The 14477-nt window shown below is 73.5% G+C and carries 14 protein-coding genes; 11 read left to right on the top strand and 3 right to left on the bottom strand.

Annotated features, from left to right (window positions below; translation table 11 throughout):
• Positions 1-213: 213 nt before the first annotated feature.
• From ACFY23_RS04870 to ACFY23_RS04885, 4 genes are all read left to right on the top strand, one after another.
• The gene (locus ACFY23_RS04870; protein ID WP_350678545.1) at positions 214-2055 is read left to right on the top strand and encodes a phosphoenolpyruvate carboxykinase (GTP); all 1842 of its coding nucleotides are present in this window, start codon (positions 214-216) and stop codon (positions 2053-2055) included.
• A 43-nt stretch (positions 2056-2098) separates the two neighbouring features.
• On the top strand, positions 2099-2968 hold the full coding sequence (locus ACFY23_RS04875) for a hypothetical protein (protein WP_350678543.1): 870 nt from the start codon (positions 2099-2101) through the stop codon (positions 2966-2968).
• A 232-nt stretch (positions 2969-3200) separates the two neighbouring features.
• Entirely contained in the window at positions 3201-4445 is a 1245-nt protein-coding gene (locus ACFY23_RS04880) for a geranylgeranyl reductase family protein (protein ID WP_387035851.1), read from the top strand.
• A 30-nt stretch (positions 4446-4475) separates the two neighbouring features.
• Positions 4476-5246 carry an isoprenyl transferase gene (locus ACFY23_RS04885; protein WP_350678538.1) on the top strand — a complete coding sequence of 257 codons (771 nt, stop codon included), beginning with the start codon at positions 4476-4478 and terminating at the stop codon, positions 5244-5246.
• A gap of 36 nt (positions 5247-5282) precedes the next feature.
• Here ACFY23_RS04885 and otsB read toward each other — a convergent pair whose 3' ends face one another.
• From otsB to ACFY23_RS04900, 3 genes are all read right to left on the bottom strand, one after another.
• The gene (gene otsB, locus ACFY23_RS04890; protein ID WP_350678535.1) at positions 5283-6107 is read right to left on the bottom strand and encodes a trehalose-phosphatase; all 825 of its coding nucleotides are present in this window, start codon (positions 6105-6107) and stop codon (positions 5283-5285) included.
• A 104-nt stretch (positions 6108-6211) separates the two neighbouring features.
• Positions 6212-6565 carry a hypothetical protein gene (locus ACFY23_RS04895; RefSeq protein WP_350678533.1) on the bottom strand — a complete coding sequence of 118 codons (354 nt, stop codon included), beginning with the start codon at positions 6563-6565 and terminating at the stop codon, positions 6212-6214.
• 162 nt (positions 6566-6727) lie between these two features.
• Complete coding sequence (locus ACFY23_RS04900; protein ID WP_350678531.1) at positions 6728-7168, bottom strand: XRE family transcriptional regulator; 441 nt, start codon at positions 7166-7168, stop codon at positions 6728-6730.
• Between the two features lie 263 nt (positions 7169-7431).
• Between ACFY23_RS04900 and ACFY23_RS04905 the strand changes: the two genes are divergently transcribed.
• From ACFY23_RS04905 to ACFY23_RS04935, 7 genes are all read left to right on the top strand, one after another.
• Positions 7432-7776 (top strand): hypothetical protein, encoded by a 345-nt coding sequence (locus ACFY23_RS04905; RefSeq protein WP_350678528.1) that lies wholly within the window; start codon positions 7432-7434, stop codon positions 7774-7776.
• 31 nt (positions 7777-7807) lie between these two features.
• Positions 7808-8146 (top strand): hypothetical protein, encoded by a 339-nt coding sequence (locus tag ACFY23_RS04910; protein WP_350818868.1) that lies wholly within the window; start codon positions 7808-7810, stop codon positions 8144-8146.
• A gap of 379 nt (positions 8147-8525) precedes the next feature.
• Positions 8526-9941 carry a PhoH family protein gene (locus ACFY23_RS04915; RefSeq protein WP_350678524.1) on the top strand — a complete coding sequence of 472 codons (1416 nt, stop codon included), beginning with the start codon at positions 8526-8528 and terminating at the stop codon, positions 9939-9941.
• A 267-nt stretch (positions 9942-10208) separates the two neighbouring features.
• Positions 10209-10907 (top strand): lytic transglycosylase domain-containing protein, encoded by a 699-nt coding sequence (locus ACFY23_RS04920; RefSeq protein WP_350678522.1) that lies wholly within the window; start codon positions 10209-10211, stop codon positions 10905-10907.
• Between the two features lie 158 nt (positions 10908-11065).
• Positions 11066-11719 carry a rhomboid family intramembrane serine protease gene (locus ACFY23_RS04925; protein ID WP_350678519.1) on the top strand — a complete coding sequence of 218 codons (654 nt, stop codon included), beginning with the start codon at positions 11066-11068 and terminating at the stop codon, positions 11717-11719.
• 116 nt (positions 11720-11835) lie between these two features.
• Positions 11836-12804: an NAD(P)/FAD-dependent oxidoreductase gene (locus ACFY23_RS04930; RefSeq protein WP_350678617.1), complete on the top strand. Its 969-nt coding sequence runs from the start codon at positions 11836-11838 to the stop codon at positions 12802-12804.
• A 66-nt stretch (positions 12805-12870) separates the two neighbouring features.
• The gene (locus tag ACFY23_RS04935; RefSeq protein ID WP_350678517.1) at positions 12871-14463 is read left to right on the top strand and encodes a hypothetical protein; all 1593 of its coding nucleotides are present in this window, start codon (positions 12871-12873) and stop codon (positions 14461-14463) included.
• Positions 14464-14477: the final 14 nt, after the last annotated feature.

The following is a 14477-nucleotide window of genomic DNA, read 5'->3' on the forward strand; positions in this document are numbered from 1 at the left end:
AAAGCGGGTATTAGCTCGTGATGCCGCAGCGTGACCGCACCTTGTGCAGTTCTTCACAACCAGTCCCACTGACGGGCGACGCCACCCGGTTTACGCTGAGGCCAATCCCAGGTTTCCACGAAGGGCGACGCACCGCGCCGTTAAGGACGCACAGCGCCGTCAAGACTCGTGCATCCCATAGACCGGTCAGCGTCGACCACAAGGAGATGTGTCATGGTTGCTCCGGCTACCGTTCGGGGTATCGATCAGGCCCCGACGTCCCACCCCAAACTGCTCGCCTGGGTCCGTGAGGTCGCTGAACTGACCACCCCCGACCGTGTCGTCTGGGTGGACGGGTCCGACGAGGAGTGGCGGCGCCTCACCGATGAGCTCGTCGAGGCGGGCACCCTGATCCGGCTCAACCCGGAGAAGAAGCCCAACTCGTTCTACGCGCGGACGGACCCGACGGACGTCGCCCGGGTCGAGGAGCGCACCTTCATCTGCTCCGTCGACGAGGCGGACGCCGGCCCCACCAACAACTGGATGGCGCCGGCCGAGATGAAGCAGACGATGACGGAGCTCTACCGCGGCTGCATGCGCGGGCGCACCATGTACGTCATTCCGTTCTGCATGGGCCCGGTCGAGGCCGAGAGCCCCATGTTCGGCGTCGAGATCACCGACAGCCCGTACGTGGTCGCGTCCATGCGCATCATGACCCGGATGGGCGCCAAGGTCCTCGAGGCCATGGGCGACGACGCGGACTTCGTCCACGCGCTGCACTCGATCGGCGCCCCGCTCGCCCCCGGCCAGCAGGACGTGTCGTGGCCGTGCAACGAGACGAAGTACATCTCGCACTTCCCGGAGACCCGGGAGATCTGGTCCTTCGGCTCCGGCTACGGCGGCAACTCGCTGCTGGGCAAGAAGTGCTACTCGCTGCGGATCGCCAGCGTGATGGGCCGCGACGAGGGCTGGCTCGCCGAGCACATGCTGATCCTCAAGATCACCTCGCCGGAGGGCAGGGTCTACCACATCGCCGGCGCGTTCCCGTCCGCCTGCGGCAAGACCAACCTCGCCATGCTGGAGCCGACCATCCCGGGGTGGAAGGTCGAGACCATCGGCGACGACATCGCCTGGATGCGCTTCGGCCCCGACGGCCGCCTCTACGCGGTCAACCCCGAGTACGGCCTCTTCGGCGTCGCGCCCGGCACGGACTGGAAGACCAACGCCAACGCGATGCGGACGCTGGACCGCGGCAACTCCATCTTCACCAACGTGGCCCTGACCGACGACGGGGACATCTGGTGGGAGGGCATGGGCGAGCCGCCGGCGCACCTGATCGACTGGAAGGGCAACGACTGGACGCCGGAGAGCGACAGCCTCTCCTCGCACGCGAACAGCCGGTTCTGCACCCCGATCACCCAGTGCCCGATCCTGGCCGAGGACTACTACGACCCGAACGGCGTGCCGATCGACGCGATCCTCTTCGGTGGCCGCCGCCGGGACACCATCCCCCTGGTGACCGAGGCCCGCGACTGGGTGCACGGCGTCTACCTGGGCGCGACGCTCTCCTCGGAGACCACCGCCGCCGCCTCCGGTGCGGTCGGCGTCGTCCGGCGCGACCCGATGGCGATGCTGCCGTTCATCGGCTACCACGCCGGTGACTACTTCCGGCACTGGATCGAGATGGGCAAGGGCGCCGACGGCGACGAGTCCAAGCTGCCGAAGGTCTACTACGTCAACTGGTTCCGCAAGGACCCGGAGGGGAACTTCCTCTGGCCCGGATTCGGCGAGAACTCCCGCGTCCTCAAGTGGATCGTCGAGCGGATCGAGGGGCGCGCCGAGGCGGTGGAGACCCCGATCGGCATGGTTCCCGCCCAGGACGCGCTCGACGTCGAGGGCCTGGACATGACCCCGGAGGACGTCCGGATCGCGCTGAAGGTCGACCCGGCGGAGTGGCGCGACGAGCTCCCGCTGATCACCGAGTGGTTCGAGAAGTTCGGCGACAAGCTGCCGGGCGTGCTCTGGGCCGAGCTGGACGCGCTGCGCGCCCGGCTCGACGCGGAGCCGCAGCGCTGACGACAGGTGTGATCGACGCCCGCACCGGGCATCATCGGTTCCCATGAGGACGGCCGCCGAGACCGAGGTCCGGCGGCCGTCCGCCGTCCGGGCGCTGACCACGCTGCTCGCGCTGACCGCGGCGGCCACCGTCGTGGTCGAGCTGCTCAACTGGTGGTACGCCCCGGAGCAGGGCTTCGGGCTGGCCGTACGCACCGGCTGGGCCATGCTCCGCTCGCTCGGCTTCCTGCTGCTGATCGGGCACGTCCGTCGCGGCCGGACGGTGGCCCGGCCGTTCGGGCTGATCCTCGCGGTGACCACGGTGTTCGCCGTCGGGCGGCTGATCGTGCCCCGGCAGGGGGTGCCGCCGCTGCCCGGCCTGCTCGGGTTCGCCCTGCTCACCGCCCTCTGCGCGGCCGTGGTCTGGCTGCTCTACCGCTCGCCCGCGGTGTCCGGGCACCTGGTCCGCCACCGGCCCCGGCTGGTCATCGACCGGAACGGCATCTCCTGGCGGGAGACCCCACCCCGGCGACCCGAGGTCAGCGGCTGGCTGCTCACCAGCCGGGTCGCCGCGTTCACCTACAGCCCGCTGATGCTGGTCCCGGCCCTGGTCGCCGGCGGCGCCGTGCTGGACGACCGGCTGACCGCCGTGCCGGCCGTGCTGCTCTGGTTCGCCGCCGGCATCGTGACCAGCTACGCGGTGCTGTTCTGCACCGCCTTCCTGATGCGCGGCAAGGGCTGGGCGCGCACCCTGCTGGTGGCGGTGACCGTCGTCGTGCTCGCCGTCGACCTGCCGCTGTGCTGGTGGCTGCTCGGGCCGGACGGACTGGTCCGCGACGGTGGCCCGCTGCTGGCCGCCGCCGCCCTGACGCTCTACGGCCTGTGGCGCGCGACCCGCGCCGAGCGCGCCGGGCAGACCGGTCGGGCCGGGTAGCCCCTTCGGATTGGACGGGCCGGGTGGCCCAGGCGGGCGGCGGAAGCCACTCTTCCGCGCGGCCGATCGACAGGGTGCCCCGTCGATCGGCGCCGGGTCGGGGCGGTCGATCGGCGCCGAGGTCGAGGACGAGCTGACACGACGTGCCGGTGCGGTGCCGGAACGCCGCGCGGGTGCGGCGGCAGGATGGCGGGGAGGGCCGGCCGGACCGGCGGCGGTGGCGACGGACGCGATGGAAGCGGGCGCGACGGAGGCCGGGGCGCGACGGCGGCGGGGCGCGACGGATGGCCGGGGGTCGGCGGGCGGCCGACGCCGGCCGGAGGGAGGCGACGCGGTGAGCGACGAGTTCGACGTGGTGGTGGTCGGGGCCGGTCCGGCCGGGTCGGCCGCCGCCCTGGCGGCCCGGCGGGCGGGAGCGAGCGTCCTGCTGCTGGACCGGTCCGACTTTCCCCGGGACAAGGCGTGCGGGGACGGCATCGCGGCGCACGCGCTCGACGTGCTCGCCGAGCTGGGCGTGCCCGACGCGGTGGCCGGGCACCCGCCGTTGCCGGCGTTGCGCCTGGTCGGGCCGGGTGGCGGCACGGTGGCGCGGGCGCTGCCCCGGCCGGCGTACACGGTGCCCCGGACGGTCTTCGACGCCCGGTTGGTGGCGGCGGCGGTCGCGGCCGGCGCGCGGTTGCGCCGGCACGCGGTGCGGCGGGTGGAGGTCCGTGCCGACCGGGTGGTGCTCGACGGGGTACTGGCCGCGCGGGCGGTGGTCGGCGCGGACGGCGCCGGGTCGGTGGTGCGGCGGGCGCTCGGGCACCGGGTGAATCCCGACCGCCATCTGGCGCTCGCCATCCGGGGGTACGCCCCGGCGCTGCCCGGCCCGCCCGAACAGCTCATCGTCACCTCGGCGCCGCGCTGGCCGGCGTACGCCTGGTCGTTTCCGATCGGCGACGGCCGGGCGAACGTCGGGTACGGGGAGGTGCTGCGGGGGGAGCCGCTGAGCCGGGCGCACCTGGTCGACCGGCTCGGCGCGCTGCTGCCCGGCACGGACCCGGCCACGGTGACCGACCTGCGGGCGCACCACCTGCCGCTGTCGACGCACCGCCCGTCGCCCGGGCGTGGCCGGGTGGTGCTCGCCGGCGACGCGCTTTCGCTGATCAATCCCTTCACGGGCGAGGGGATCTTCTACGCCCTGCTCTCCGGCGCGCTCGCCGGCGCGGCGGCCGCCGGCTCGCCCGAGCAGGCCGCCCGGCGGTACGCGGCGGCGCTGCGCCGCCGGCTCGGCGCCCACCTGCGGCACAGCTCGTTCGCGGCGTGGCTGGCCCGGCGTCGGCGGGTGGTCGACGCGGCGGTCCGGGCGGCCCGCCGGGACGACCGGGTCTACGGGACGGTGGTCGAGTTGGGGCTCGGCGACGGGCGGCTCGACGCCCGCACGCTGGGCATGATCGGCATCGGTCTGCCGGCGTGGGAACGCCATCCGAGGGGGTGATCGGCGGGACAGGTCGCTACGCTGAAGGTGATGACTCTGCGGGACCTGATCTATTCGGTGTACGAGCGTCGCCTCACGGCCAAGCTCGCGGGCAAGCCGGTGCCCCGGCACGTCGGCGTGATGTGCGACGGCAACCGCAGATGGGCCCGGGAGATGGGCTACGTCGACCCGAACGACGGGCACCGGGTCGGCGCCGCGAAGATCAAGCACGTCCTGGGCTGGTGCGACCAGGCCGGCATCGCGCACGTCACGCTCTACCTGCTGGCCACCGACAACCTGCGCAGGCCGGCCAGCGAGCTGGACCCGCTGCTGCAGATCATCGAGGACCTCGTGGTCGAGCTGGCCGAGGAGGGCAACCCCTGGCGGCTGCGCATGGTCGGCGCGCTCGACCTGCTCCCGGCGTCGACCGCCGCGGCGCTGAAGGCCGCCGAGGAGCGCACCCGCGAGCGCAGCGGCGGGGCCGAGGTCAACATCGCGGTCGGCTACGGCGGCCGGCGGGAGATCACCGACGCGGTGCGCTCGCTGTTGCTGGAGCACGCCGCCTCCGGCGGCACCATCGAGGAGCTGGCCGAGGTGCTGGACGTCGAGCACATCGCCGAGCACCTCTACACCCGGGGCCAGCCCGACCCGGACCTGGTCATCCGCACCAGCGGCGAGCAGCGGCTCTCCGGCTTCATGCTCTGGCAGTCCGCGCACTCGGAGTTCTACTTCTGCGAACTCAACTGGCCGGATTTCCGCCACATCGACTTCCTCCGCGCCCTGCGCTCCTACGCCAACCGGCAGCGCCGCTACGGCGCCTGACCTCCTGGGCCGGCCGCCCCTTTCGGCCCGGCCGCGTCAGGTGAGGCGGTGGGCGGCGGCGGCGAGGAAGTCGCCGAGGGCGGCGGGGGAGTCCAGGGTCAGGTCGGCGGCCTCCGCGACCTCGTGGCCGGTCTCCGGGTTGGCGACGGCGACGCAGACGCCGAAGAAGTGCGGGTCGGCGGCGGCGCGGGCCCGCAGCGCGGCGAACGCCTTGATGTCCGAGACGTCGTCGCCGAAGTACCAGGCGCCCTCGGCGTCCCGGACCGCCTCGTCGATCACCATGCCCTTGTCCCGGTCCACCGGCGGCTTGAGCTCCAGCACCATCCGCCCGGCCTGGACCTTGAGCCCCAGCCGCTCGGCCTGGGCCCGGCCCCACCGCTCCACGGTGTCGCCGAGCTGCGGCACCGTACGCCAGTGCAGCGCCACGGAGAGCCGCTTGTACTCCACCAGCGCGCCCTCGGGCAGCTCGGCCCGGGCCAGCTCGGCCAGCTCGGCCATCGTCGGCACCCACGGCAGGGCCGCCGGCTCGGTCACGGTCTCGCCGCCCGAGTGGCTGTGCTCCAGGCCGTAGAGGCCGTACAGGTCGATTCCCGCCAGCCCGCCGAGGTGGTCGCGGAGGAACTCGACCGGTCGCGCGGAGACGATCGCGACCCGCCGTACGACCGGGGCGAGCGCCTCGATCGCGGCGAGCGCCTTCGGCGCGGGCCGCACGGCGGTGGGGTCGTCGTCGACGGGCGCCAGGGTGCCGTCGAAGTCGAAGAAGAGCACCGTCGCGTCGGCCCGCCCGGCGGTCGTCCGCCAGGCCTGGTCGGCGTCCAACGGGGTCCTCGGCTGCTGGTTGCCCAGGTTCAACGGCGGCACGCGCGTCAGCGTACCCCGGCCTGGTCGGCTCAATCCCGGCCGAACGGTGACGTCCGGCCGGTCTTCGGAGGCGCGCGGTCGGCGCGGTGGGCGGGCCTGGCGGGTCAGCGTTCGGCGGCTCCCCGTCCCCGTCGCCCGAACGGCACGACGGCCGCCTCCTGGCCGTGGCTGAGCAGGTAGCCCTCCACGAACCCGGTGTTCCGGTCGCCGCTGCGTTCCTCGATCTCCCTGAGCCGGTTCACCAGGAAGTCGGTGAGGGCGCTGATCCGGTCGTTCAGCCGGTCGTGCAGCTCGGCGACCACGGCCAGGACGACCGCGGTGCCGGCGGTGGTGAGCGCGAGGAGGTTGACGAGCAGGGGAAGCTGCCCGCCGTTGACCGCCAGCGTCACCACGTTTCCGGTCACGCCCAGTGTCACCGACACGGTGGCGATGACGACTGCCATCCACTTCAGGGTCATGGACAGACCCCTCCTTCTGTCCCGCAGGGCTGGGTTCGGCCTTGTCCCGTCCCCCCGCCGACGACGAGCCCAAGCAGTACGAATAGGGACGCTAGCGTGCCCGTTCCGGCCCCGGAGCGAAACGAATGAGTCTGACCTGCCGTTCTTTCGCCATCTGAGGAACTACCCGGCCTGTCTACCTCGTTTCCGGACATCGACCGGCAGTGTCGGGCGGTATGCGAGGTAACGGATGGTCTCCCGGATATGGAACTTCTCCGCGTCCGACACGTCGGGGTCGACGAGGCGGCGCAGCAGCGCCTCGACGTCCGGGTCCATCGGCGGCGGGGTGGGGGCGCTGCGGGGCGTCGCCGTGCGGTCCCAGCCCAGTGCGGCGAAGGCGGTCGCCGGGTTGAGCCCGAGGCCCTCGCAGAACGCCACCACGCGCTCGGCCTCCGGGTCGCTGGCCCAGTCGCCCCGGACCCAGCGGTTGATGGTCTGCCGGGAAACACCGGTGCGACGGGAGACCTCGGTGCCGCTCCAGGCCCGGGTGGCCCGGGCCTCGTCGAGCGCCCGACGGACGAAGGTGGCGAAGGCGATCTTCCGTGCGTTGGCCGTCTCGGTCACGTCGTGACGGTACGACCAGCCGGCCAGCGGTGCCCGCCCCGGCACGCTGGTGTCACGCGGACGAGACGCGGTCGTCGGCCTGTCGGTAAACGATCCAGCGCCGCTCTTGAGGGGTGTCACCTGGGCAGAGTAGGTGTCCGTAGAGGCGGAGTAAACAGACGAAAAGCTGATACTGTCACGCCCATGAGACAATCTACGGTGTGTCACGTGCATGAGACGATCAGTGCTCACATGCGTCACGCCCCCGGCGCGAGGGGGGTGTGGTGACCGAACTCGCCACCCGAGCCCAGGCCTTCGGCCTGATCGCGGAGGGAGTGGCCGCGGGCCTGAGCGCGCCCTGGCGCCTCTACCTCGCCCGGGGCTGCCGCTACCTCTCGCTCAGCGTCGGCGACCGCACCGAGTGGGACGCCTGGCGTACCCACCTCGGCTGCCCGGAGCTCAGCGTCCGGGTGTACGACGCCGGCGGCGAGATCCGCCGGTCCTCGGTGGCCGAGGTCGTCCTGGACGGCTGCCGGATCAGCGTCGAGCTGGTCGAGGAGGTCAGCACGGACGACCTGGACCGGCTCCTGGTCGCCGATCCCACCTCGGTCGAGCCGGAGGAGCGATGACCGGGCACCCGCGGCGCACCGGAGCCGCCGGATGAGCCCCTTCCTCGCGGTCTTCCTCGTCCTCGTCCTCGGCGCCACGAGCTACGCCGCCGGCCGGCTGCACGGTCAGCTCAGCTACCGGATCGGCTACCGGTTCGGCTACCGCCAGGGCTACTTCGACGGCGACCGGGGCGCCTGGAACCGGCGCCGCCGCGACGCCCAGGCAGCCATCGCGTCGGCGCTGGCCGGCCCGTCGCCCGCCACCACCACCCGCGTCAGCGGCACGGTGGTCCGGCCGGGCACCACGTACACCGGCTCGTCGTTCGCGGCGCCGGCCGCCCCGGTCGCGGGGCGGCATCCGACCGGCACCCTCGTGCGGCGGACCGGTTGAGCCCGGTCGACGGGCCCTCGGGCCCGTCGACCGGTACCCAGGGCGCGGTGCGTCGTCCGCGGCGGACACGCACCGTCGGGGCCACGTCAGACCGGTGACGGTGGCCCCACCGGCCGGGATGCGCGCAGGGGGCATGCATCCCGGCCGGTTCCGCCGTCCACGCCTGTTAACGTGCCGGTCCCCGGAGATCCACGGTCGCCCCTCTAGCCCGGAGGGTCCGACGCCGCTAGCGTCTAGGCATGGCACGGGGTTCTCCCGGGCCAGCCGGTCCGCCCGGATCTGCGACCTCGCGCACGGGGTTCCGCATCCGACCCCGTGTCCCCGGGCACCGGAGGAGGCGGAACGCGGGTGGCGGGTGCCCATCCGACGGAGCAGGCCTGTGACGACTCGCCGTACGACCGCCGGGGCCGACCGGACCACGGCCGCGACTGCCACGACCCGCCGCACCACCCGGAGCCGCCGCGGCACGTCCGCCGCTCCGGCCGACGCCGAGGAGCCCCGACCAGCCGGCCAGGCGTTCGTCCTGGACACGTCGGTGCTTCTCTCGGACCCGGCGGCCTTCCACCGCTTCGCCGAGCACGAGGTGGTCCTGCCCCTCGTGGTCATCTCCGAGCTGGAGGGCAAGCGGCACCACCCGGAGCTGGGCTGGTTCGCCCGGCAGTCCCTGCGCATGCTGGACGAGCTGCGGGTCCGGCACGGGCGGCTCGACCGCCCGGTGCCGGCCAACGACTCCGGCGGCACGCTGCGGGTGGAACTCAACCACTCCGACGACGGCGTGCTGCCGCCGGGTTTCCGCACCGACTCCAACGACGCGCGGATCCTCTCCGTCGCGCTGAACCTCGCCGCCGAGGGGCGGGAGGTGACCCTGGTCAGCAAGGACATGCCGCTGCGCGTCAAGGCGGCCTCGGTGGGCCTGCGGGCCGACGAGTACCGGCACGGCCAGGCCAGCGACCCCACCTGGACCGGGATGTCCGAGCTGGAGCTGGCGGAGGAGCAGATCGGCCGGCTCTACGCCGGCGAGACCCTCGATTTGGACGCGGCCGCCGGGCTGCCCTGCCACACCGGCCTGGTGCTGCACTCCGCCCGCGGCTCGGCGCTCGGCCGGGTGCTGCCCGACAAGACCGTGCGGCTGGTCCGCGGCGACCGGGAGGCGTTCGGCGTGCACGGCCGCTCGGCCGAGCAGCGGATCGCCCTCGACCTGCTGCTCGACGAGTCGGTCGGCATCGTCTCGCTCGGCGGCCGGGCCGGGACCGGCAAGTCCGCGCTGGCCCTCTGCGCCGGGTTGGACGCGGTGATGGAGCGCCGCCGGCACAAGAAGGTGGTGGTCTTCCGTCCGCTCTACGCCGTCGGCGGGCAGGAGCTGGGCTACCTCCCCGGCTCGGAGTCGGAGAAGATGTCGCCCTGGGCGCAGGCGGTCTTCGACACCCTCGGCGCGGTGGTGCACGAGAACGTGCTGGAGGAGGTCACGTCGCGCGGCCTGCTGGAGGTGCTGCCGCTGACCCACATCCGGGGCCGCAGCCTGCACGACGCCTTCGTCATCGTGGACGAGGCGCAGTCGCTGGAGCGCGGGGTGCTGCTGACCGTGCTCTCCCGGATCGGCCAGGGCTCGCGGGTGGTGCTCACCCACGACGTGGCCCAGCGGGACAATCTCCGCGTCGGCCGGCACGACGGGGTGACCGCGGTGATCGAGGCGCTCAAGGGCCATCCGCTCTTCGCCCACGTCACGCTCAGCCGTTCGGAGCGTTCGCCGATCGCCGCCATGGTGACGGACTTGCTGGAGGACACCCCGCACTGATGACCACTTTGGGGCGGTTTGTGGCTATAATTTGAGTGACGCAAGTCACAATTGAGCATCTTGGTTTCCCATCGGCCCCACCGTGCGCGATGGTGTCCAGCGAGCGCCCACGTACCGACGAGATCGTTGGTGATCGTTCGTCACACCGACATCTCCACCCCCGGTGCGCCGGCTGCGACCGGCGCAGGGCCGGGGCGCTCGCGGCGCGGACCCGCCCCACCAGGGGTCACCGCGTCGTGTCCTTGCCCCCGACGAAGGGACCACTTCGTGAGTCGGCTGTGGAGCCGGTTAGGCGCCCGCACGGCCGCTGTCGCGCTGCTCTCCGTGGGCGTTGCCGGCGGTGTCTACCTGGGTGAAGACCGACAGACCCAGCAACAGGGCCTCACCGCACAGGTCGGCGCCGCGGTGGAGGAGGCCGAGTTCGAGTACCAGCGCGAACGCCAGGCCGCCCACCAGATGCAGTCCGCGAAGCAGCGGGCCGCCGAGTACCAGGCGAAGCTGCGCGCCGCCGCGGCGGCCAAGGAGGCCGCCGAGCGGGCCCGCGAGGCCGAGGCCGCCGCCGCGTCGCGGAAGAAGGCGCGGGAGGCCGCCGCCAAGGCCGCGGCCGAGAAGGCCGCCGAGAGCAAGCCGTACGACGGGCCGATCCCGGCGTCCTGCGCGGAGTTCAGCGGCAACCGCGAGGTCGGCTGCGCGCTCATGGTCAAGGCCGGCTTCGGGATGGACCAGTTCCCCTGTCTGGACAAGCTCTGGACCAAGGAGAGCGGCTGGAACCACAAGGCCCGCAACCCCTCGTCCGGGGCGTACGGCATCCCGCAGGCGCTGCCGGGCAGCAAGATGGGCTCGGTCGCCGACGACTGGGAGACCAACCCGGCGACCCAGATCAAGTGGGGCCTCGGCTACATCGAGGGCCGCTACGGCTCGCCCTGCAAGGCCTGGGCGCACTCCCAGGACGTGGGCTGGTACTGACCGAACGACCGGAGGCGGGGTGTGTGGGCGGCCACACGCCCCGCCTTTCGTCGCGGCGCACGGAACGCCTCTCGTCCGGCACAGGGAACGCCTTCCATCGGGCGCACGGATCGCCGCAGGAGTGGCGGCACGGGCCGTCACCTGATAGCTCTTGACGGGTGACCCTGCACCCGCGAAGCGGCGACCCGCACCGGTTCGGCACCGAGGCGTTCTACGCCGCGCTCGGCCGGGCCTTCGTCGCCATGTGCGCGGTGGTGCCGTTCCTCTTCCTCATCGAGGCCCTCGACCAGGGGCTGGTGGCCGGCTTCGACACCGCCGCCGGGATCATCCCCAAACGCATCGACGGGCTCGACGGGGTGTTCTTCTCGCCGTTCCTGCACCACGGCTTCGACCACCTCTACAGCAACAGCATCCCGCTGATCCTGCTCGGCACCTTCGTGCTCGCCGCCGGCGCCCGGCGGTTCCTCTGGTCGACGCTCGTCATCGTCCTGGTCAGCGGGCTGGGGGTGTGGTTCACCGGCTCGTCCAACTCCGTCGTGGTCGGCGCGAGCGGGGTCATCTTCGGCTACCTGGGCATCCTGCTCATGCGGGGGATCGTCGAGCGCAGCTGGTGGAACTTCGCGGTCTTCCTGCTGGTCGGCCTGCTCTACGGCTGGCAGTTGGTCGGCATCCTCCCCACCGACGAGCGGATCTCCTGGCAGGGGCACCTGTTCGGGCTGCTCGGCGGGGCGGTCGCCGCGATCCTCTTCCGGCGCCGCCGGGACGACCTCGGCGGCCCGTACCGCTCGGAGTCCACGCTCACCCTGCCCTGAGCGCCAACGCGCCGACGCCGTGCGGCCCGCCGGGACATGCTTGCCCGGGGCGCACCGCCGGCCCTACCGTCGGGATCAGCACGCGTTGACCCGTGAGCGGAAAGCGACGGTACGCCATGCGTGAGGTCGATGTCGCGGTGATCGGGGCCGGTCCGGCCGGGCTCTTCGCGGCGTACTACGCCGGTTTCCGCGGGCTCTCCGTGGCGGTCGTCGACGCGCTGCCCGAGCCCGGCGGCCAGATCACCGCCATGTACCCGGAGAAGCTGATCCACGACGTGGCCGGCTTTCCGGCGGTCAAAGGGCGGGACCTGGTCGCCAACCTCGTCGCCCAGGCGGCGCCCTTCGACCCGCTCTACCTGCTCGGCGCCCGCGCCGAGAAGCTCTCGTACGCCGACGGGCGGCCGGTGCTCGGCCTCGCCGGAGGCGAGCAGCTCGGCTGCGGGGCGGTGATCGTCACCGGCGGGCTGGGCAGCTTCACGCCCCGCCCGCTGCCGGTGGCGGAGCACTTCGCCGGCACGGGGGTCGTCTACTTCGTACCGCAGCCGACCGAGCTGACCGGCCGGGACGTGCTGATCGTCGGCGGCGGGGACTCCGCCTTCGACTGGGCGCTGACGCTCCAGCCGCTGGCCCGTTCGGTGACGCTGGCGCACCGACGGGAGAAGTTCCGCGCCCACGCCGCCACCGTCGCCCGGGTGCTGGAGCTGCCGGTGCGCGTGATCGTCAACGCGGAGGTGACCGGGCTGCACGGCGACGGCGCGGTCACCGGCGCCGAGATCACCGTACGCGGCGGCGCCGCCGAGCTGCTGCCGGTGGACACGGTGGTCGCCGCCCTCGGCTTCACCGCCGACCTCGGCCCGCTGGCCGAGTGGGGGCTGCGGCTCGACCGCCGGCACATCGTGGTCGACAGCGCGATGGCGACGAACCTGCCCCGGGTCTTCGCGGCCGGCGACATCACGGAATACCCGGGCAAGGTGCGGCTGATCGCCACCGGCTTCGGCGAGGCCGCCACGGCGGTGAACAACGCGGCCGTGGCCATCGACCCGACCGCGCACCTCTTCCCCGGGCACTCCTCCGACGGCACCTGACGCACCGGTACCGGATGCTGCCCCGGCCGTGGCCGGATCGAGATCGATTGCTGCGACCGTGGGGCGATGAGCGCTCCGCCCCCGCGCCGCGACGGCGCGCCGGCGACCCTGGCCTGGCTGGGGCACCCCGCGACGGTCGCCGCCCTCGTCCTCCTCGTGGTCAACGACCACCTGCTCAAGGCGGCCCTTCCCGGCACGTTGACCGGGAAGCTCAGCGACGTCGCCGGACTGGTTCTCGCGCCGCCGCTGGTCGCGGTGCTGCTGACCCTGCTGGCGCCGCGCCTGCCGGCCCGCACCGCCGCCGGGCTCGGGCTCGGTCTCGTCGCCGCCGGCTTCGTCGCGGTCAAGTCCAGCGCGTACGCCGCCGCCGGCGCGTCGGCGCTCTGGAGCGCCGTCAGCGGGCCCTCGCTGGTGCGGGCGGACCGCACCGACCTGCTCGCCCTGCCGGCGCTGGCCCTCGCGGCGTGGAGTTGGTCCCGAGCGCGACGAGAGCCGGTGCGGAGGCGGTCCGCGCGGCTGGTCCGCCTGCTCGTGCTGTTGCCGGCGGCGACGCTGGCGGTGGCGGCCACCAGCGCCGTCCACTATCCCGACGCCGTCCGCGCGGCGGTCCTGGACGGGCGGCTGGCGGCCGGCATCGGCAGCGGCAACGGCGCGCACGCTTCCGGTGCCGTCTCCTGGCGGGTGAGCGACGACGCGGGGGCGACGTGGCGCGACCCGACGACGGGCGAGGACGAGTCGCTGACCGGCACGACGAGGGCGGTCGCCGGTCCGGTCAGCCGGGGCTGCTCGACCGTCATGCCGACGCGCTGCTACCGGGTGGTCCCCGGCCGGCTCGGGGTGGAGCAGAGCGACGACGGGGGCCGGAGCTGGCGACCGGCCTGGGGGGCGAGCGAGGCGCAGCGCGCCATCCTGATCCGGCAGTACCCGGACCCGGGGCCGGACGGGGAGCGGCTGACCGCGCAGGAGCTGACCGTGCAGGACACCGGCGACGGCCGGCACGTGGTGCTGGTGGCCAACGGTCGGGACGGCTTCGCCCTCCGCGGGCCCGACGGGAACTGGGAGCGGCTCGGTTTCCTCGACGACCGGGTGGGCGGATACCCGTTCGACGGGCGCCCGCCGGCACTCGGCCGGAGCACCCCGGCGGATCGGGGCGCCGATCCGCTCCTGGCCCTGCTCGTGGGGCTCGTGCTGGGCGTGTCGGTGCTCGCCGTGTCGGGCGTCCGGGCGGGTCTCCGGGCCGGCACCGGGCCCTGGCAGCCGGCCTGCCTGGCGGCGCTCGGCGCCGTCGCCGGGGCACTGCTGGCCGTGGTCTGGTCGGGCGCGTGGCCCCTCTCGCAGGTGGCCGTCGTCGCGTTGTTCGTGGTCCTGCTCGGCATGTTGCCGATGGCCGTCGCGCCCGCCCGGTCACCGGCCATGCCCCACCGGTGGACCCTGGAGGTGCTGCTGGCCACCGCCCTGACCCTGGCGCTGACCGCGCTTCCCCTGGTCGGCTGGCTCTACGGCCGACCCGCGTACGCCCGCACGGCCGTCCTGCTCGCGGTGGCGGCCGCCGTGCCGGGGCTGCTGCTGGGCTGGCGGGCGGCCCGGCTGGTCGGCGCGCCCGCCGAGCCGGTCGATCCGCCGTGGCCGGCGCCGCCCGTTACCCCGCCGCCCCGCTGACCGTCGTACGGGAT

Origin of the sequence: Micromonospora sp. NPDC000121, assembly GCF_042899165.1 — a bacterium.
Classification (GTDB): domain Bacteria; phylum Actinomycetota; class Actinomycetes; order Mycobacteriales; family Micromonosporaceae; genus Micromonospora.

Bases quoted from the DNA above. Each gene is read 5' to 3' on its own strand.
- ACFY23_RS04870 (WP_350678545.1), top strand. From the start codon at position 214: ATGGTTGCTCCGGCTACCGTTCGGGGTATCGATCAGGCCCCGACGTCC.
- ACFY23_RS04875 (WP_350678543.1), top strand. From the start codon at position 2,099: ATGAGGACGGCCGCCGAGACCGAGGTCCGGCGGCCGTCCGCCGTCCGG.
- ACFY23_RS04880 (WP_387035851.1), top strand. From the start codon at position 3,201: ATGGAAGCGGGCGCGACGGAGGCCGGGGCGCGACGGCGGCGGGGCGCG.
- ACFY23_RS04885 (WP_350678538.1), top strand. From the start codon at position 4,476: ATGACTCTGCGGGACCTGATCTATTCGGTGTACGAGCGTCGCCTCACG.
- ACFY23_RS04895 (WP_350678533.1), bottom strand. From the start codon at position 6,565: ATGACCCTGAAGTGGATGGCAGTCGTCATCGCCACCGTGTCGGTGACA.
- ACFY23_RS04910 (WP_350818868.1), top strand. From the start codon at position 7,808: ATGAGCCCCTTCCTCGCGGTCTTCCTCGTCCTCGTCCTCGGCGCCACG.
- ACFY23_RS04930 (WP_350678617.1), top strand. From the start codon at position 11,836: ATGCGTGAGGTCGATGTCGCGGTGATCGGGGCCGGTCCGGCCGGGCTC.
- ACFY23_RS04935 (WP_350678517.1), top strand. From the start codon at position 12,871: ATGAGCGCTCCGCCCCCGCGCCGCGACGGCGCGCCGGCGACCCTGGCC.